Source organism: Acidobacteriota bacterium, from assembly GCA_028874215.1.
Lineage (GTDB): Bacteria > Acidobacteriota > UBA6911 > RPQK01 > JAJDTT01 > JAJDTT01.
In genome coordinates, this window is record JAPPLF010000087.1 from 49,061 (window position 1) to 66,691 (window position 17,631).

At 63.5% G+C, this 17,631-nt stretch carries 17 protein-coding genes and 1 tRNA gene; 11 read left to right on the plus strand and 7 right to left on the minus strand.

Going from position 1 to position 17,631, the window contains the following annotated elements:
- Positions 1–23: 23 nt before the first annotated feature.
- Positions 24–221: a 50S ribosomal protein L28 gene (gene rpmB, locus OXT71_17505; protein ID MDE2928189.1), complete on the minus strand. Its 198-nt coding sequence runs from the start codon at positions 219–221 to the stop codon at positions 24–26.
- Positions 222–451: 230 nt separating this feature from the next.
- Between rpmB and OXT71_17510 the strand changes: the two genes are divergently transcribed.
- The 3 genes from OXT71_17510 (at position 452) to OXT71_17520 (ending at position 2,605) form a co-directional block, all read left to right on the plus strand.
- On the plus strand, positions 452–1,312 hold the full coding sequence (locus tag OXT71_17510) for a 3-hydroxybutyryl-CoA dehydrogenase (GenBank protein MDE2928190.1): 861 nt from the start codon (positions 452–454) through the stop codon (positions 1,310–1,312).
- Positions 1,313–1,368: 56 nt separating this feature from the next.
- A complete protein-coding gene (gene recA / locus OXT71_17515; protein ID MDE2928191.1) occupies positions 1,369–2,394 on the plus strand; it encodes a recombinase RecA in 1,026 nt (341 codons plus the stop codon).
- Positions 2,395–2,530: 136 nt separating this feature from the next.
- Positions 2,531–2,605 (plus strand) — tRNA-Gln (locus tag OXT71_17520).
- A gap of 63 nt (positions 2,606–2,668) precedes the next feature.
- On the opposite strand, the gene OXT71_17525 is transcribed toward OXT71_17520, so the two are convergent.
- The 3 genes from OXT71_17525 to OXT71_17535 all read right to left on the minus strand — a co-directional run bounded on the left by OXT71_17525 (position 2,669) and on the right by OXT71_17535 (position 5,537).
- Positions 2,669–3,037, minus strand: a complete 369-nt coding sequence (locus OXT71_17525) for a transcriptional repressor (protein MDE2928192.1) — start codon at positions 3,035–3,037, stop codon at positions 2,669–2,671.
- Between the two features lie 87 nt (positions 3,038–3,124).
- Positions 3,125–3,547 (minus strand): MerC domain-containing protein, encoded by a 423-nt coding sequence (locus OXT71_17530; protein MDE2928193.1) that lies wholly within the window; start codon positions 3,545–3,547, stop codon positions 3,125–3,127.
- Positions 3,548–3,767: 220 nt separating this feature from the next.
- Positions 3,768–5,537: a permease gene (locus OXT71_17535; protein ID MDE2928194.1), complete on the minus strand. Its 1,770-nt coding sequence runs from the start codon at positions 5,535–5,537 to the stop codon at positions 3,768–3,770.
- A 234-nt stretch (positions 5,538–5,771) separates the two neighbouring features.
- On the opposite strand from OXT71_17535, the gene OXT71_17540 reads away from it, so the two are divergent.
- Genes OXT71_17540 through OXT71_17550 form a run of 3 tightly spaced genes read left to right on the plus strand, consistent with a single transcriptional unit; the run spans position 5,772 to position 8,591 of the window.
- The gene (locus OXT71_17540; GenBank protein MDE2928195.1) at positions 5,772–6,899 is read left to right on the plus strand and encodes a cobalamin-independent methionine synthase II family protein; all 1,128 of its coding nucleotides are present in this window, start codon (positions 5,772–5,774) and stop codon (positions 6,897–6,899) included.
- Between the two features lie 40 nt (positions 6,900–6,939).
- A complete protein-coding gene (locus OXT71_17545; GenBank protein ID MDE2928196.1) occupies positions 6,940–8,265 on the plus strand; it encodes an amidohydrolase family protein in 1,326 nt (441 codons plus the stop codon).
- Positions 8,262–8,591, plus strand: a complete 330-nt coding sequence (locus tag OXT71_17550; protein MDE2928197.1) for an MGMT family protein — start codon at positions 8,262–8,264, stop codon at positions 8,589–8,591. The genes OXT71_17545 and OXT71_17550 overlap by 4 nt, the downstream gene beginning before the upstream one ends.
- 32 nt (positions 8,592–8,623) lie before the next feature.
- Here the strand turns inward: OXT71_17550 and OXT71_17555 are convergent, their stop codons facing one another.
- A complete protein-coding gene (locus tag OXT71_17555; GenBank protein MDE2928198.1) occupies positions 8,624–9,745 on the minus strand; it encodes a hypothetical protein in 1,122 nt (373 codons plus the stop codon).
- Positions 9,746–9,762: 17 nt separating this feature from the next.
- Positions 9,763–10,956, minus strand: a complete 1,194-nt coding sequence (locus tag OXT71_17560) for an amidohydrolase family protein (GenBank protein ID MDE2928199.1) — start codon at positions 10,954–10,956, stop codon at positions 9,763–9,765.
- Positions 10,957–11,020: 64 nt separating this feature from the next.
- On the opposite strand from OXT71_17560, the gene OXT71_17565 reads away from it, so the two are divergent.
- The 4 genes from OXT71_17565 to OXT71_17580 all read left to right on the plus strand — a co-directional run bounded on the left by OXT71_17565 (position 11,021) and on the right by OXT71_17580 (position 16,102).
- Positions 11,021–12,187, plus strand: a complete 1,167-nt coding sequence (locus tag OXT71_17565; protein ID MDE2928200.1) for an LLM class flavin-dependent oxidoreductase — start codon at positions 11,021–11,023, stop codon at positions 12,185–12,187.
- A 45-nt stretch (positions 12,188–12,232) separates the two neighbouring features.
- Positions 12,233–13,411, plus strand: a complete 1,179-nt coding sequence (locus OXT71_17570; protein MDE2928201.1) for a M20/M25/M40 family metallo-hydrolase — start codon at positions 12,233–12,235, stop codon at positions 13,409–13,411.
- A gap of 136 nt (positions 13,412–13,547) precedes the next feature.
- Positions 13,548–14,930, plus strand: coding sequence for an aspartate aminotransferase family protein (locus OXT71_17575; GenBank protein ID MDE2928202.1), 1,383 nt, complete (start codon positions 13,548–13,550; stop codon positions 14,928–14,930).
- Positions 14,927–16,102 (plus strand): amidohydrolase/deacetylase family metallohydrolase, encoded by a 1,176-nt coding sequence (locus tag OXT71_17580; protein MDE2928203.1) that lies wholly within the window; start codon positions 14,927–14,929, stop codon positions 16,100–16,102. The genes OXT71_17575 and OXT71_17580 overlap by 4 nt, the downstream gene beginning before the upstream one ends.
- Before the next feature lie 9 nt (positions 16,103–16,111).
- Here the strand turns inward: OXT71_17580 and OXT71_17585 are convergent, their stop codons facing one another.
- Complete coding sequence (locus tag OXT71_17585) at positions 16,112–17,035, minus strand: dihydrodipicolinate synthase family protein (protein ID MDE2928204.1); 924 nt, start codon at positions 17,033–17,035, stop codon at positions 16,112–16,114.
- 305 nt (positions 17,036–17,340) lie between these two features.
- On the opposite strand from OXT71_17585, the gene OXT71_17590 reads away from it, so the two are divergent.
- Positions 17,341–17,613 carry a hypothetical protein gene (locus tag OXT71_17590; protein ID MDE2928205.1) on the plus strand — a complete coding sequence of 91 codons (273 nt, stop codon included), beginning with the start codon at positions 17,341–17,343 and terminating at the stop codon, positions 17,611–17,613.
- Positions 17,614–17,631: the final 18 nt, after the last annotated feature.

The following is a 17,631-nucleotide window of genomic DNA, read 5'->3' on the forward strand; positions in this document are numbered from 1 at the left end:
CTCCGGATGCCTGGGGGATCGCGTCAGCGGATGGCGGGCTTCAGAACAAGGCCGTTTTTCAGGCACTTGGCGCAGACGTAGACTCGGCGGGTGGTCCCGTTGATATTGGCGCGGACCCTCTGCAGATTGAGGCTCCACTTGCGACGGGACCGATTGTGGGCATGGGAAACCTTGTTCCCGAATTGAGGCCTTTTATCGCAGAACTGACAAACTTTCGCCATCGCTGAATCCGCTCGCGAGGAAGAGTTTTACCACTCTGGTCCGAAGGGTGTCAAGCCGCTCCTCCGGTCGAAGAACCGTCACCAGCGACCGGTAGAATGGCCCGATCCAGGTCAGTCGGTTCGGCGACTCTCCCACTCCGGAGCCAGGTGGCGCCATCCGCCGGTCTTCGTGTCACGGTGATTTGCTCGTGGATCCGTTGTGGAGTTCGTTGTAGAGGTTGGAGTCCGAGATGAAGATCGCTGTCATCGGGGCGGGGACCATGGGGCGTGGAATTGCGCATGTCTGTGCGGGCCACGGCCACCAGGTCGCTCTCCAGGATGTCGATTCGGAGATCCTCGGAAACTCCATGGAATTGATCCGGCGTGGTCTGGAGAAGTCGCTGGAACGGGACTCCGGTGAAATGGGACCCGTCGCGGCGGTGCTGGATCGGATTCGGCCGACGACCGGTTGGGAGAGTACGGCCGGATCGGAGATGGTCATCGAGGCCGTCGTGGAGAAATTCGAGCTGAAGCGGGAGGTCTTTCGCAAGCTGGGCGATCTGTGCGATTCCGGAGCCATTCTGGCCAGCAACACCTCTTCCATCCCCATTACGCGTCTGGCGGCCGTGACGAAGCGTCCGGAGCGCGTCATCGGCATGCATTTCATGAATCCGGTCCCCAGGATGAAGCTGGTGGAAGTGATCCGGGGACTGCAGACGGACCAGGAGACGGTGGATTCCACCGTCGCGCTGGCCAAGCAACTGGACAAGGTCCCGGTGGAGGTCCGGGACTTCCCCGGGTTCGTGACCAATCGGATTCTCATGCCCATGATCAATGAGGCGGTCACGGCATTGATGGAAGGGGTGGCCGAGGCGGAAGGCATCGATCGGATCATGCATTTGGGCATGAATCATCCCATGGGACCCTTGCGGCTGGCCGACCTCATCGGTCTGGACGTCTGCCTGCACGTCATGGAGGTCCTGTTCGATGGTTTCAAGGATCCCAAGTATCGACCTTGCCCGCTGTTGAGGCAGATGGTGGACGCCGGATGGTTGGGCCGAAAGACCGGACGGGGTTTCTATACATACCCGGGTCTTGGTGAAAGACCCTGAAAGGAAGGGTGATGAAAGGAAGAGTGATGAAGGGAAAGAGGATGGGCGGTCGAGTGATGGACCAGAAACAGAGGCAAAGGGCGATCGACATGGCGTTGACCCAGATCGAACGGCAGTTCGGGAAGGGTTCGATCATGAAGCTGGGAGACCGGTCCAGGATGGACATCCCGGTGATCTCTTCCGGGTCCATATCCCTGGACTCGGCGCTGGGTATCGGCGGCTTTCCCCGAGGGCGGGTGATCGAGATCTACGGACCCGAGTCCAGCGGCAAGACCACCATCGCTCTTCACGTGATCGCAGAGGCCCAGAAGGCAGGCGGGACGGCGGCATTCATCGACGCGGAACATGCCATGGATCCCAGGTACGCCTCGAATCTGGGCGTGAAGGTGGACGACCTCCTGGTCTCCCAGCCCGACTTTGGAGAACAGGCCCTGGAAATTGCCGAGGTCCTGGTGAGAAGCGGGGCTCTGGACGTGGTCGTAGTCGATTCGGTCGCGGCGCTGGTGCCCCGGGCGGAGTTGGAGGGTGAAATGGGCGATCCTCACATGGGCTTGCAGGCCAGGCTCATGTCCCAGGCGCTCCGGAAGCTCACCGCCATCGTCTCCAAGTCCCGGACCAGCCTGGTTTTCATCAATCAGGTGCGACAGAAAATCGGCGTCATGTTCGGCAACCCCGAGACCACCACGGGGGGGCGGGCCCTCAAGTTCTACTCCTCGATCCGCCTGGAAATCCGCCGGATCGCCGCCATCAAGGAAGGGGATCAGAACGTCGGGAACCGGACCCGGGCCAAAGTCGTGAAGAACAAGTTGGCGCCCCCGTTCCGGCAAGCCGAGTTCGACATCGCTTTCGGTTTGGGAATCTCCAAGGAAGGGGAGCTTCTGGACCTCGCCGTGGCCCAGGGGGTCGCCCAGAAGAGCGGCGCCTGGTTCTCCTACGGACCGGAACGTCTCGGCCAAGGCCGCGAGAACGCCAAGCGGTATCTCAGAGACAACCAGGAGGCTTTTCGCGAAATCGAGCACAAGGTCAAGATCAAGCTGGGCATCATCAAACCCCTGAAAAAGGTGGAATCCGCCGGAAAATAGGAGCGGAGACTTTCCTGTCCCCTCCCTCTTCATCCGGGACGGTGGACATTCTCCGCTCCCTGTTCATCAACGCCCACCCCAGACCGAAACCCTTGGCGGCTGAAGGCGGTGGCTGCTAAGATCATTCGGTCCCGGTTCGGGGGTCGTCCAATTGGTAGGACAGCGGCCTTTGGAGCCGCCGATCCAGGTTCGAGTCCTGGCCCCCGAGCCATGTCTTCTTCTTGCAGATCAGGCAACGCTTCCGTTACCCGCGGCGGTTCAGACTGAGGACCGGTCAGATGCACGCCGCGCAGCGACCAAAGAGAATCAGCTCGTGGCCGTCGACCTCGAAACCCTCCGGTGCCAGCTCCTCGACTTTGTCCGGACACCTGTCGACGTCGAACACCAGATCGCAAACTCGGCAGAGGAAGTGGTGGTGATGCGGACGCTCGGCCAGTTCATACCGGAGCCCGGCGCCCGGAAGCTCCACTTCCGACAACCACCCCTCGCCCGTGAGGATCTTCACGTACCGGTAGACGGTGGCCAGCCCGAGTGACGGCATCATCTGTTGGCCGTGCTTGAGGACCTCTCCGGCCGTGAGGGGGCGCCCGGCATTCATGAAAACCCGGCGGATTACTCGGCGCTGTCGGGTGTCTCGTTGCATCGAGGTTGGCGTTATCGATGGAATCGTTTCGTGACAAACGATATCGACAGGGGCCGAGCGACCCACCGCTGACGATCGTCGTCACTCTCAGCGATCTGCTTGCTCCTCGTCGGCGCATACTGCGCACGCGTCCGCCTGGCAGACACGGGCACTCTGCAACAGGGCGGCTGCCAGGATCAGACTGCCGGAAGCCGACGTGACGGTTTCCGGCAGCGGCTCGAGCCAACCGGCGAGGGAGGCTGCCCAGAGTGCTGCCCCTCCAAGGAAGGTGAGGACCACGGCAGCGTTCCGGCAAGCCGAGCCCAGCGCGAGCATGACCCCGCCGAGAAAGACCGTCCCGAACCACACGGCTCGTTCGACACCTTCGGAGAGCGCAAGTGCGGGTGTCGCCGCGACCAGGAACGGCGTGAGTGCGCAGTGCAGGCCACACCAAGCCGCAGCACACGCCGTGAGTCGCGAGCCGGTCGCCAGATGCGTGTTCGACGGGACTGTTACGAGACTGTTCCTCATGGTTTCGCGTCGGAGTTAGCGGCGGAAAAGCAACATGTGAATGCCTGAGTCGTAATGATAATTCATTCTCATCTATTTGTCACGAGTGCGGACCGCGGCGCTTCAGGTCCGCTGCGCGTGATTCCAGCACGGCACGAGTTGAGGACGAGGCTCATGGGTTCAACAAGCTTGAGTTGATCGAAGATGCCTGATTGATGGCTATGAGGCGCTATGGCTGGGTTTAACCGTGGTGGCCCTTGAGCGAGATCTCTCCGACGAAGCCTCTGACGCCCCGTTTCAGCAGCGAATACGTGTAGAGGCCCGCCAGCAGGATCAGGCAAAGAAGTTCCAGGTTGGCGGGAGCGCCGGCTGCGGGACCCTCCAGCGCCGTGGCCGGGATCTCGGGCAGGATCGCGTTGGTCAGATATCCCATCGCCACCGCAAGCAGGATGATGGTGACACTGAAACAGAGGGCGATCCTGCGGCCGTGGAGTTGTGCCAGGACACCGAAGGTGGTCACGTTTGTGGCGGGTCCGGTCAGGAGAAAAGCCAGCGCCGCGCCTGGGGAGACTCCCTTGAAAAGGAGGACCGCGACGAACGGGGTGGCGCTGGAGGCGCAGACGTAAGTGGGAAGCCCGAGTATGGCGAACGCCGGGATCTCCAACGCCGCGGGCAATCGCTGGAGCCAGCTCGTCGGCAGGAACGCCTCCACCACAGCCGCCAAAACCAGGCCGAAGACGATCCAGGGTGCGGTGTGATCGACGGCATCCCCGAATCCGTTCGAGAGGCCCTGCCGAATTTTCTGACCCAGGGGTAGCGAAGCCGGGCTTCCACAATATTCCGCCGACTCGGTTTGGCTGCCAAGACGCGGCACCAGGCGTCCCACGATCCATCCCACGAGCAGGGCCACCAAGGCAGCGGCGGCGACGCGAACGATGGTCATTTTTCCCCCCAAGAGGGGGATGGAGAGAAGGACCGCATCGAGTCCCAACTCCGGTGTCGAGATGAGAAATGCCATGGCCGCCGTAGCGGGAGCACCGCTCCGGACCAGGGTCCGATACAGGGGGACCACACCACAGGAGCAGATCGGGAAGGGCAGGCCGACGGCCATTCCCCGCATCGCCTGGTTCCACTGCCGGCCGCGGCGCATCCAGGCGATGGAGGATCGGGTCAGGAAGGAGTTCATGAATCCCGCAACCAGGTAGGCGATCAGCAGTGCGGGAGCTCCCTTCAGAGCCAGTTGGAAGAAGGTCGAGACGATTCGCTCCCCGGCGGCCGCGTGAGGCATATGCTCGATCTGAAACAGGGCCGTCAGCAGAACCACTCCCAGCAACGAGCCCGCGCCCGAGACCCATCTCTGCATCCCGGATCCGGCAGGGACGAGGTCACCGATCCTGGACCGTGTCAGTTGCAGGGTCGCATGGAGCAGGAATCCCGCCGTGAGCGCCTGGAACCAATCCGCGCTCTGTCCGTACGGGTCGGCGAGGACTCCAGGTCCCCAAAAGAAGCCCAAGCCGGTGCCGAGCAGGATGGGCGCCAAAGCGCCAGCCGCTACCCAGGAGCCGTACCGCGGCCGCAACAGCCACCAGACAGTGAGACCCACTGGGAAAAGGGGCGAGACGACAACCGAAGGGAGAAGATTCCAGCCGGATTCGCCACCGTAGTCGTGTGCGCTGATGACGCCACCGTCCATCGCCGAGTGCAAACAGAGGCCCAGCAAGCCGAGAGCCAAGGCCGTCAGGTGAGCGCGAACAGTCCTCTCAGGATAGAACCGCTTGGCCAGGCCGGGAGCCAATATCCCTGCCAGAAAGAAGAAAACGGCCTCCCAGTGGCCTCGGACGAGGATCGGCAGCAGGATGCTCAGGAACAACACACCGGGCATGGTCACGAAGATGAACCCATCCAGGAGGATCTGCATCCTCCCGTGGGCTCGCGCCAAATGGCAGATGAACGGTCCCAGGCAGAGACTCAGCAAGCTGGCCAGCAGCAGTTGACTCTCGCCGGTGCTCAAAATTCCCGTCCAGTTCGTGGAAACGACCGATGTTTACCTATCGTCCTGTTGTCAGGAATGTGGATTATATCTGGTTGGAGACGGGATACCCACTGGTCCGGGACCAATCTCAGGGTTCCTGCGGCAGGATCGGTAGAGCAGGAATCGAAACTCAATCCAGAAACCGGAACGTTTCTCGAACCGGAAGAATTCATCGCCCAAAGCTGGTAGTTTCCATCCAGGAGAGCGAAAACGATGCGGCCGCCGTCTCTGTTTCCCACCACTGTCGTCGGCAGCCTTCCCCGGCCCCAATGGGTCATGGACCTCTTCGCCCAGGAGATTTCGGGACAGGTCGTTCCGGAGACCTTCCAGTCCCGCCTGGACAGTGCGGTCCTCTACGCCATCCAGCTCCAGGAAATGGCCGGGGTCGACATCATCAGCGATGGCGAATACCGGCGCGAGAGCTACGTCAAGATCTTCGCGCAAAGCGTGGGGGGATTCGAGAGGGACCTGCTGGACGGCTCGGCGATTCTGGATGACGGCCAGTTCTACGACAGCCGGGCCCGCCGGGTGGTGGCGCCCTCCCAGGCCGAGTCTCCGCTTCGCTATCCGGCGGTGGTCCGCCCTGTCGAGGCCGGCCGTCCGGTGGTCCTGGACGAAGCCAGGTTCCTGCTGAGCCACACCTCGCTGCCGGTCAAGGTGACCCTGCCCTCGCCCTACATTCTGGCCCGGCGCCTCTGGCATCCCGATTATTCCCGCGACGCCTATCCGACCCGGCAGGATTTTCTGAATGACATCATCCCGGTTCTGCGCCGGGAAGTGCGTGAGCTGGAGGCCCTGGGGGTCTATTTCATCCAGTTGGACGATCCGTGGCTCTCGCTCTTTGTGGACGAAGGCTACCGGAGCCATTTCGAAGCCGTGGAGCGGGAGATCCAAACCAGCATCGACTGCATCAACCAGGTCGTTTCGGACACCCGGCAGGCCAAGACCGGAGTCCACTTCTGCCGGGCCCATTACAATCGCAGTACCGGGTTCAGAGGAGACTATTCCTATCTCCTCCCCTACCTGAAGGACCTTCGAGTCGACCAGTTGGTCATGGAATTCGCTCTGCCCAACGCCGGATCTCTGGAGGTTCTGGAGGCGTTTCCGGAACATCTGGAATTGGGACTGGGTTGCGTCGACGTCCGGGCCGAGGAAATTCCCCCGCCCGCCCGGATCGTGGAGATGGTGCGCCAGGCGGTCCGCTACGTGGGGCGCGAGAGGATCACTCTGAATCCCGATTGCGGCTTCGCTCCCTCCAACACCAACCCGATTCCCGTGGACGAAGCGTACCGCAAGCTCAAGGCCATGGCCGAGGCGGCCCGCCGGCTGAGAGAGGAGTAATGGAGTTGCCACGGGGTGAAGAGGAGGCCTGTAGCAGGTGATGGAGAAACAACCCCTTCAAACCGGGTCCGGCGCCGGTCGTGGACATCCGGATCGAAGCGTCGTCATCCACAGTCACCTCCTGGCGGACGGCGTTTCCGGCAGTTCCCGGAGGGGCCGGGCGTTGCTGGTGCGTGAGGGCCGCATCCAAGCCGTAGGCGCCAGGGAAGAAATCCTGAAGTCGGCGCCACCGGAGACGTCCGTCATCGACCTGGGACGCGCGTGCCTGGCTCCCGGGCTGATCGACAGCCACACGCATCTGAGCCTGGCGGGCGACGGCCGCCACTATGCGGATATGTTCTCCGACTCCGACGAGATGATGGTGCTCACAGGCGCCATGAACATGAAAAAGCACCTGGACGCGGGAATCACCACCATCCGGGAGCACGGCGCCCGAAACCGGGTCGGATTCACTCTCAAGTCGGGACTCGCGCGCGGCTATATCCCGGGTCCCAGGATGCTGGTCAGCGGGCGCCCCATCACCTGCACCGGCGGTCATTTCCACATGTGCAACGAGGTGGCCGACGGAGAGGCGGAGATCCGCAGGTCGGTCCGCCGGTTGGTCCACGAGGGCGCGGACTACATCAAGATCATGGCCTCCGGCGGCGGGACGGTGGGAACCATTCCGGGAGTGGCCACCTATACCGTCGAGGAACTCCACGCCGCTGCCCACGAGGCCCACCATTTCCATCGGCTGACGGCGGCCCACTGCCGGGCCAAGGAGTCCATGCGCCGGGCCGTGGAGGCGGGCATCGACCTGATGGAGCACGCCGAGTTCCTGGACCCGGACGACAGAATGCGGTTCGATCCCAAGATCGCCGAGATGATGGCGGAATCGGGCATCTGGATCAGCCCGACCCTGCAGACCTGGTGCAATTATCCCCGGGTTCTGGAGCTGAGGCGGAAGCGGGATTCGGGTGAGGCCGCGCCCGGGGAGGAGAGCGAACTGGATCGTCTCGAGGAGCGAATGGAGCGGCGCCTGGAGGTCATGCGCCGCATGCTGGACTACTGTCTGCGCGAGCGCATCGTTCCCGGGACCGATTCGGGAGTCTTCAACATCGCCTTCGGACACCTGGACTACGATCTGCAGATTCTCCACAAGGTCGGATTCACCCCTTCCGAGTGCCTGGCTTCCGCCACTCGAATCTCGGCCGAGGCCATCGGGCTTCAGGACGAGATCGGCACCATCGAACCGGGAAAACGGGCCGACCTGGTGGCCCTGGATGGTGACCCCAATCAGGACGTGACCGCATTCAGCCGGGTCGTGGCCGTCTTCCAGGCCGGAAGGCGGGTCTGGATCGGAGGGAAGGACGCTTCCTCTGCATGACGGCCCGAAAAGCATCCGGCGCCTGGCAGGGGGTCTACGCGCTGGTTCGGAGGATTCCGGAGGGCAAGGTCATGAACTACGGGCAGATCGCCCATCTCCTGGACCGTCCGTTGTCGGCGCGCGCGGTCGGCTGGGCCATGCACTCCTGCCCTCCCGGCATTCCCTGGCATCGGGTAGTCAGCGCCACGGGCGAGTGCTCCACCGATCGGCTCGATTCCCATCCTCAGGGACTCCAAAGGGCTTTGCTGGAAGCCGAGGGTGTCCGCTTCGGGCCCTCGGGCCGGGTGGATATGAAGCGTTTCCGGTGGAACCCGGAAGAGGGATGAATTTGACCTGTGCCATGGATTCCCGTGTTGGCTCAGACCCGGACCCGGGCCCAGTGGACGCTGAGGCGGCGTTCGTTCTCGCCGGCGTAGTAGGCGAGCAGAAGCAGATCGTCTTCCAACAGGACCGCTGCGGGGTGCCCGAAGGTCCACTTCACCATGTCGTCCCAGAACCCGCTCAGATCCTCCCGATCGCCCATACCCCGCTCTTTGGGCCCTCCTGAGGCGTAGACGATCATCTCCTTCGACAGATCCCAGGTCCTGCCCCCATCCCGCGACAGCACCAACCGCAGGCTGGCCGGAGGGTGGCGGTGAACGTAGAAGAGCCCCAGCCGGCCGTCGGGCAGCGGCACCGGGACGGCGATCTGCCCCCGGATCCCGGTGGAGAAAGGGGGCTCCCAAGTCAGAGTCTCCGGGTCTCCCCAGGACAAGTGGATCTCCAGGTCCTTCCGTGAGAGGCGGTCGTAGGTCCAGAAGGCGGCCACCGGACGTCCCGTCCGCGGGCAGACGGCCTGGCGCTGGTCGTAGAAGAAGAGGCGGTCCGACGGATCTCTGGCCACGTCGATGACCTGATTGAAGATCCCCTCCTCCTCCGCCAGCAGGGCATGAGCCGAGTGAAGGCTCGCCCCTCCCGGCACTTCCGGTTCCTGCCGTTCGAACGGCACCACCCAACCGCGGTCCGGAACCCGTATCGGACTTCCCGCAAGCACCGGAAAGTTCCACGGCGACGTGTCGAGGACTTCGTAGCCGGACCAGGTCGCGCCTCCATCCGTGGAGCGCGCCCGGATGATGCGGCACGGCGCCACGTGATCTCCCTCGCTGTCGTACAAGGGCCGCACGCCCGACCGGTGAAGCCAGGTGAGAAATGCCAGCAGGCTGCCGTCGGAAAGAGGAATGATCTCGGCCGACCGCACCTCTCCCGGGACGCCGGTGAAGCCGGGACGAAAGCTGTCGGAGACGATCCGCCAATGTCGGCCTCCGTCGGCACTGGAGGCGATCAGGCAGTTGCCGTCCGCCGACTCCTTGTCGCTTCCGCGGCGGAAGGTGGCCAGCACTCGTCCGCCCGGCAGCCGGCAGAGGGAGGTGAAGCAATGGGACCTCTTGCCTCCCACCAAATTCTCGGCATCGACGATGGTGCCCCTCTCCACGATTTCCATGACGGTCCCCGTGCTCCCTACCCGGCGACGCGGTAGATTCGCGCCGCGTTCCCTCCCAGGACCAGACTGCGGTCCTCGTCGGTCATGAACTCCGTGTGGTGGCGGATGGTGTCGATGCACTGCTTGTAGGTGCAGGCTCGCCCCGCCCAGGGCATGTCGGCTCCCCAGACCATCACCCGGGCCCCGAAGCGCTCGTAGATTCTCCGGATCATCTCCTTGTGCCGCGGGTAGGGGAATTCCGAATCTCTCGCTCCCCAGACCGCCTCGTTCTCCCAGGCCAGGACGTAGCCGAACTCCAGGTGGAAGTTGCCCAGCTTGAAGAGCTCGAAGAACTCGGTCGGGTTGTCCACGTGGTTGGGATCGGAGGGCGGCAGCACGTTGCTGCCCTGGTGAGCGTTCACCACCTGGAGCTCCGGGAACCGGCGGCAGACGTTTTCGATCTCTCCGATCTCCCGGAGGTAGTCCGCCTTGGAGTTGAAGCCGGTGTCCAGAAATACCGGGATCTGCAAGCGGACGCAGGCCTTCCAGAGGGCGTCGGCGCGGGAGTCGTCCCGGGGTTGCCCCTTGGGCATGTGGGAGCAGAGTCCACGATAACCGAGCTCTTCGACGGCTCGTTGCAGGGTTTCCAACTCGCCCGCCAAATGCCGGTCGTCCTTGGTCAGGTCGTAGTCGATGTCGGTGGTTCCGATGAAACGGTCGGGCCAGCGGCGAATGCAGTCGGCGTAGTAGACTTCCCGGCCCCACACCTTGGCCATGTATCCGGTCTGGATCACTCCCATGTCCACGCCCACGATGTCCATGTGGGCCAACATCTGCTCGGGCTCATGGATGGGGTCGGTCATGGTCTGGGGCCCGCGGCGGATCCAGCAGTCCTCACCATGTTTCCGCCATCTCCAGATGCCGTATTTCCCCTGTGTGAACCCGACCTCCTCGTCCGGTTCCGGGATGTACCTGGGATCGGTGTGGCTGGCGACGAACCTCCCCCAGAGGCTCCGGACGGCGCCCTGCATGATGCGACTGTGTGTATTCGGGTCGTCGTATCCCAGGGCTCCGGTCTGGTCGGGAAAGACGTGCAGGTGATGGTCGATGACCACGGAGCGCCCGGGAGTTTCCGGGGAGCAACCCGAGGCCGTCCAGCTTCCGGCGAAACCGGGGACCGCCAGAGCGGCCGATCCGGTCAGAAAACGGCGTCGATCCAGATCCTGATTCATGGCAGCGGTTCCTCTTGGTTCTTCGGTTTCAGATATCTTGTGCCCTCGCGGAACGTGACCTATCATGATGGACGGTCGGCCGCAAGCGAGCGTGCCGGGACTCCGGGACGCCAACGGGAGGGAATCCATGGACGCCATCGACACCGGCATTTTCATCATGCCCTTTCACCCCCCGGACAAGCCTCGGGCGCAATGCCATGAAGAAGATCTGGAGCTGATCGTTCGGGCCGAGGACCTCGGGTTCGGCGAGTTCTGGATCGGTGAGCATCACACCATGAAATACGAGAACATCGTGATGCCCGAGATCTTCATCGCCCGGGCCTTGGGGGAGACCAGCCGGATTCGGCTGGGCCCGGCTCCGGTCTGTCTCAATCAGCATCATCCGGCCCACGTGGCCTGCCGGCTGGCGTTTCTGGATGACCTTTCCAAGGGGCGGCTCAATCTCTGCTTCGGCCCGGGCAGCGTGCCGGCGGATCAGATATTGTACGGCGCGGAGCCCAAGAACGCCGCGAAGATGGCGGCCGAAGCCACCGACATCATCTTGAAGCTCTGGGAATCGGATCCTCCGTATGAGTACGACGGGGAATTCTGGTCCATCCGCCTCGACGATCACGTCGACGAGGAGACGGGAGTCGGCTTCATTCCCAAGCCGTTCCAGCGGCCTCATCCCCCCATCGCGGCACCGGGCACGAGCCGCAATTCGGGGACCATGAAGGCAGCGGGAAAAAGAGGATTTCAGCCCTTCGGACATTGCCTGGTGACGTCCAACGTACTGCGGGATTTATGGGAGACCTACGAGGAAGCCGCTCTGGAGGCAGGGCGCACGCCGGACCGGAAGGACTTCAAGATCGCGCGATCCATCTTCCTGGCCGACAGCACCAGGGAGGCGCGCGCCCGCGCCCGGACCAATTCGGTAGCCGGCAACTACGAATACATCGGCGGCCTTCTGGACAAGGGACCGGGACGCGCGATGTACAAGCGGGACCTCGACATGAGCGACGCCGATTGCAATCTGGATTTTCTCATGACCGAGCAGATTATCGCCGGAGACGTGGACGAAGTGCTGCGCCGGCTGTTGCTCATGGTGGAGGAGACCGGTTCCTTCGGCACCTTGATCCTCATGTGCTACGACTGGGACGACAAGGCAAGTTGGCTCCGCAACCTGGAGCTTTTCGCCAAGGAGCTCATGCCTCGGTTGAACCGGGCGGTCGGCGCGCCAGCAGTTGCCTGAGCGCCCGGATGAGCCCGCCGGGCCTGATCCGAAACCCCTGAAACAATGAAGCTGAACCAGGACGTCATCGATCGTGTGAACCGGGCCGTCCGCCCGGACCGGCTGACGGAATTGGCCGTCGACCTCATCCGGATCCCCAGCCCTACCCAGCACGCCGCCGCGGTAGCGGACCTTATGGCGGAGGTTCTGGCGGCCGAAGGTTTCGAAGTCGGCCGGCCGGAGGCCGCATGGCCCCGGTCCCCGGCCGTGGTCACCCGGTACGAATCGGGAGTTCCGGGACGAACCCTCCAGTTCAACGGCCACCTGGATACGGTGCATCTTCCCTTCGTTCCTCCCCGCATCGAGGACGGAATCCTCTACGGGAGCGGGGCCTCCGACATGAAAGCCGGCGTGGCCGCCATGTGCGAGGCTCTGCTGGCGGTTCGGGATTCGCACGTCTTGGAGGCCGGAGGGATCCTGCTCACGGCTCACGACCTGCACGAGGCTCCATGGGGCCGGGGCCAGCAGTTGACGGCGCTGATCGATGCGGGGTATGTGGGAGACGCCGCGCTGTTGCCGGAATACCTCTCCAATATTCTCCCGGTCGTGGGCCGGGGCATGGCCAACGTCGAGGTGACCCTCAGCCGGGAGGGAACCCCGGTGCATGAGGTTCTGGGGGGCTTGGGGAAGCCTCGGGTCATCGTCGCCGGCGCGGACCTGGTGAACCGGCTCGAGGCCCTCGACCGGAGCTTGACCGGCAGGACGCATCCCCTGGCCGGGCGGGAGAGCGTCTTCGTCGGCAAGGTCGAGGGGGGAGAGATCTACAACCAGTCGCCCACCGAGTTTCGTCTCGCCGGCACCTGCAGGTGGTTGCCGGGGACGGCCGTTGACCAGGTTCGAAAACGGTTTCTGGAGGCCGTCGACGCGATGGAGACACCGTCCGGAATCCAGGTTGATGCCCGGTTTCACTACCGGCGGGACGCCTTCGAGATGGACCTGGAGCATCCTCTGGTCGGCGCGTTCGAGGATTCCTGCCGGGCAGTCATGGGCCGAACATTGCCGCATGGCGCCAAGCCCTTCATCGACGACGGCAATACCCTGGGGGAGCTGGCCGGTATCGAGACCATCACGCACGGTCCGCGGGCCACGGGGGCTCACACGACCGGGGAGCAGGTTCCGGTGGATGACCTGATCCGGGTGGCCAAAGTCTACGCCTGTGCCGCGGTTGCGTTCTGCGCCGGGTAGGAGGCGGTTTTCTAACCGCCGTATTCGAAATGAGGAACGGGAGACTGGAAGTCGCCCCTCCTTTTTCTTTGATAGAAGAGAGGCAAGTGTGAAGGACAAAGAATCGTACGCACCGCGGGGGGCAAAGGAGCCGGTGGTGGCTGCCCGCACCGAATCCATTCCTGCTGAAAGGACGGGGGAGGAGCAGTTCCTGCGGCAAATCCTGGTTCGGGCCCAGATGAGCGAGTTTGCCCAGGATCCCTTCATCATGTCCCGGGCCAACGGTGTTCACTACTGGGACGTTCACGGCAAGCAGTACCTGGACGGGATCTCGGGAATCTACGTCGTCTCCGTGGGGCATTCCAATCCACGGGTCATGGACGCGATTCGCCGGCAGATGGAGGTGCTGCATTTCTCACCTACCATGCACGGCAGCAATCCTCTCGCCGTCGAGCTGGCCAATCGCCTGGTGGCCGTGGCTCCGGGAGACCTGGACGCGGTCAAGCTTCTGAGCGGAGGATCGGAGGTGACCGAAGCGGCCATCACCATGGCCCGCCAATACCATCGTTTGACCGGGAACTCCACCAAGTACAAGATCATCTCCCGCTACCAGTCGTGGCACGGATCGACCATGGGGTCCCTCTCCGCATCGGGACTGACCAGCCGCCGGAGCATGCGGGAACCTTTGGCGCCGGGCTTCATCCACGTCTTTCCCCCCACCTGCTACCGCTGTCCCTTCGGCAAGGAATATCCGGACTGCGAGATCACCTGCGCGAGCCTCATCGGCGACGTGATCGAGAGCGAGGGTCCGGAGACCGTCGCCGCCGTCATCGTGGAGCCCATCGGCCACACCGGGGGCATTATCGAACCGCCCGAGGAGTACCTGCCTCAACTGCGGGAACTTTGCGACCGGCACAACGTCCTCCTCATCTTCGACGAGATCATCACCGGTATGGGGCGGACCGGCCGGATGTTCGCCGCCGAAACCTTCGGAGTCCTTCCCGACCTCCTCTGTGTAGGGAAGGGACTGTCGGGCGGGTACGCTCCCCTGTCGGCGATGCTCTGCCGCCGGCATATCGCCGATGCCTTCTGGGGAGACCCGGCCACCAATCCGGGGTTCGTCGCCGGTCACACGTTCGAGGGGAATCCCATTTCGTGCAGGGCCGGCCTGGCGACGCTGGCCGAGATCGTGGAGCGGGACCTCTGCGCCAACGCTCGTGAAGTGGGGGGCCATCTCCGGCGCGGACTGGAGGGACTCCGGCGCCACGGCATCATCGGCGACATTCGTGGCCGGGGTCTGTTCCTGGGCGTCGAGTTCGTCCGGAACCCGGAGACCAGGGAACCCTTCTCCGACCGGATCTCCATCGGAAAGCGCATCGGCAAGAGGGCCCTGGAACATGGTTTGCTGACCCGGTTCGATCCCAACTGGATCGCACTGGGGCCGCCGCTCATTCTGACCCCCGCGGAGGCCGACCAGATCGTGGAGATCCTGGATCGGAGCATCGGAGAGATCCTCGCCGAATTGGAGGAAGCAAAGTGACGGACGCCGCAGAAGGCTACGATCTGCTCCTGAAGGGTGGGACGGTGATCGACCCGGCCAATGGCCGGCGAGGCCGCCTGGACGTGGCGGTGAAGGAGGGGCGGGTGGCGGCCGTGGCCCGCGACCTTCCGGTCCAGGGCTCGGCCGAGGTGTTGGACACGTCCGGCCTCTTCGTGGTTCCCGGCCTCATCGATCTGCACACCCACGTCTACGAAGGCGTCTCCTTCCTGGGGATCGAGGCGGACGACCTCTGTCCCCGCACCGGGGTCACCACCGTCGTCGATACCGGGTCCGCCGGCTGGATCAACTACAAGGGTCTGGAACGGTATGTGATCGAGCCCTCCGAAACCCGGATCTTCGGTTACGTGAACCTCTCCGGTGTGGGTCTCCCATCGCGCCGGGGGGAACTGGTCCACCATGACTATCTCGACGCCGGCGAATGCGCCGAGTGCGTCCTGCGCCATCCGGAGACGGCCCTGGGCGTCAAGGTCCGTCTCTATGAGGGAGTGGCCGGAACCATGGACCTCCGGGACGTCCTCAAGGCTTCCCTGGACGCGGCGAAGGAATGCGGCAAGCCGCTCATGATTCACATCAGCGGGTCGGACGTGGCGTTGGAGGACCTGCTTCCGCCCCTTCGAACCGGCGACGTGGTAACCCACTGTTTCCACAGGATCGGGGCCGCGTCAATCCTGGACGGGGAGGGGCGAATCCGCCCCGTGGTCCGGGACGCCCGGGAGCGCGGGATCCTGTTCGACGTGGGACACGGCGTGGGCAGCTTCGCCTTCCGCATCGCCCGCCGGGCGGTGGCCGAGGGGTTCCTGCCGGACACCATCAGCACCGACATCCATACCCTGTGCATCAACTACCCCGTCTACGACCTCCCCACCACCCTGTCCAAGTTTCTGGGCCTGGGCCTCTCACTGGAGGAGGTGATCGAACGGGCCACCATCGAACCGGCCCGGATCATCGGCATCGACTCCCATCTGGGACACCTGAGCGTGGGCGCCACCGCCGACATCGCGGTGCTGGAGTTGGAGGAGGGCCGGTTCTCCTTCTTCGACGTGGAGCACGAGAAGATGGTCGGGCCGGAGAGGCTGGTCTGCAGGGCCACCATCAAGGACGGAAAGGTCTGGTGGCGCGCCGGTGAGGACGGTCAGACGGCAGCAGGGTGACCTCCCGCTTCAAAGAACTCCCAGCCCATCGAGATGATCCCGTAGTCTCTCCATCTCCCGGTCGGTGAGGGAATAGTGGGGTTTGCGCCTCCACCGTCCGGCGATGCCGTAGATCTCCAGCATGCCGTGCAGGCCCGCGTCGAACCCGCCCTGCAGTTTCGCCAGATAGTCGAACAGCGGCATGTCGCAGGTCTCGATCACCTCTCTGGCCTGAGCCAGGTTCCCCTCCTGAATGGCGGACCAGTAGCGGCGGGCGATCCGGGGACGGAAGCCGATGTAGGTCGACATGTATCCGTCGCAGCCGTAAGGGTGCAGGTCCAGATGATTCTGCTTGTGGCCGCCGGAGAACACCGCCCAATGCTCGTGCACCAGCAGGCACATGCGCCGTGCGAACTGGCCGAGGAAGTCATTCTTGATGGCCACGATCCCCGCGACCTCCTCCACCAGGACCTTCAGGGTTTCGAGCCCGAAGTCGCTCCCCCGGGGGATAAAGAGATTGGTCACCAGCATCACCGGGATCTCCCGGGCCACGGCGCCGTAGTGTTCCACCAGGGTCCGGGTCGTGCAGGAACCGGCCCAGTCGGGCGGGAGCACCATCATGACGTCGGCGCCCACCCCGCGGACATGGCGGGCGAAGTCCACCGCACGGCTCGTGGAGTGACGGCGGTCCGCGGCGACCACCAGCGCGCGTCCGGCGGTCTGCTCGACGGTAACGCGCGTGACCTCAGCGATCTCGGAATCGCTCAGGATATGGAAGTGACTGTCCCCTGCCGTCAGGAGCGCGGTGCCGGCCCCGTTTTGGATATTGCGCTCGATGTGGTTTCTGAGACCGTCGTAATCCACACCGCCATCCCTCTTGAAGGGAGTGCGGATCGATCCGAAAGGCCCAGTCAGTGCCGAACGGATCTCCTGTCGAGTCAGCTTTGGCTTCATTACAGCGTCTCCTATTCTGAGGCCGGGACAGTAGCCTGTGTGCTTGTGGACCAGACCTTCCAGCCGTTCTGCCCGGCAAAATCGTCTCAGATTCCCAAAGATCAGGTCCAGCCCACCCGGGGAAAGAAAAGGGACAGTCCATTTTGGGGACCGCACTCGGGGAACGGACCGCACCCAGGGAAGGGAACGGAAAAGGGACAGTCTATATTTCGGTTAGTGCTTCCCGGTTCTGGATCGTTGTTGTCATCAGGGGCGCGAATCGCCTCCACTGGGAGTCCGATCCCGAAACCCGGAGGACAACGACCATGGCCCGAACTGCCCGACACAAGAGCTCGGAAGCCGCCTTCTATCACGTCACCAATCGAGTCGTCGGCCGGCCCGGCTGGTTCCCCTTCAGGAATCGCCAGGCCCGTCTCAAACTCCTGCACATGATGTTGTTCTACGTGAACGTCTACCGCTGTCGCCTGGCCGCCTACCAGATCATGGACAATCACTTCCACCTCGTCGTCCATTTCGAGAAATTCCGCTCCCTGTCCCCTAAGCTGAACTTCCAGAATGGAATCGACGTAATTCACTGATTATAAATCAGATAGGTC

Coding starts and splice junctions, on each gene's coding strand:
- rpmB (MDE2928189.1), bottom strand. CDS start 221: ATGGCGAAAGTTTGTCAGTTCTGCGATAAAAGGCCTCAATTCGGGAAC.
- OXT71_17510 (MDE2928190.1), top strand. CDS start 452: ATGAAGATCGCTGTCATCGGGGCGGGGACCATGGGGCGTGGAATTGCG.
- recA (MDE2928191.1), top strand. CDS start 1,369: ATGGACCAGAAACAGAGGCAAAGGGCGATCGACATGGCGTTGACCCAG.
- OXT71_17525 (MDE2928192.1), bottom strand. CDS start 3,037: ATGCAACGAGACACCCGACAGCGCCGAGTAATCCGCCGGGTTTTCATG.
- OXT71_17530 (MDE2928193.1), bottom strand. CDS start 3,547: ATGAGGAACAGTCTCGTAACAGTCCCGTCGAACACGCATCTGGCGACC.
- OXT71_17540 (MDE2928195.1), top strand. CDS start 5,772: ATGCGGCCGCCGTCTCTGTTTCCCACCACTGTCGTCGGCAGCCTTCCC.
- OXT71_17545 (MDE2928196.1), top strand. CDS start 6,940: ATGGAGAAACAACCCCTTCAAACCGGGTCCGGCGCCGGTCGTGGACAT.
- OXT71_17550 (MDE2928197.1), top strand. CDS start 8,262: ATGACGGCCCGAAAAGCATCCGGCGCCTGGCAGGGGGTCTACGCGCTG.
- OXT71_17555 (MDE2928198.1), bottom strand. CDS start 9,745: ATGGAAATCGTGGAGAGGGGCACCATCGTCGATGCCGAGAATTTGGTG.
- OXT71_17560 (MDE2928199.1), bottom strand. CDS start 10,956: ATGAATCAGGATCTGGATCGACGCCGTTTTCTGACCGGATCGGCCGCT.
- OXT71_17565 (MDE2928200.1), top strand. CDS start 11,021: ATGATGGACGGTCGGCCGCAAGCGAGCGTGCCGGGACTCCGGGACGCC.
- OXT71_17570 (MDE2928201.1), top strand. CDS start 12,233: ATGAAGCTGAACCAGGACGTCATCGATCGTGTGAACCGGGCCGTCCGC.
- OXT71_17585 (MDE2928204.1), bottom strand. CDS start 17,035: ATGAAGCCAAAGCTGACTCGACAGGAGATCCGTTCGGCACTGACTGGG.
- OXT71_17590 (MDE2928205.1), top strand. CDS start 17,341: ATGGCCCGAACTGCCCGACACAAGAGCTCGGAAGCCGCCTTCTATCAC.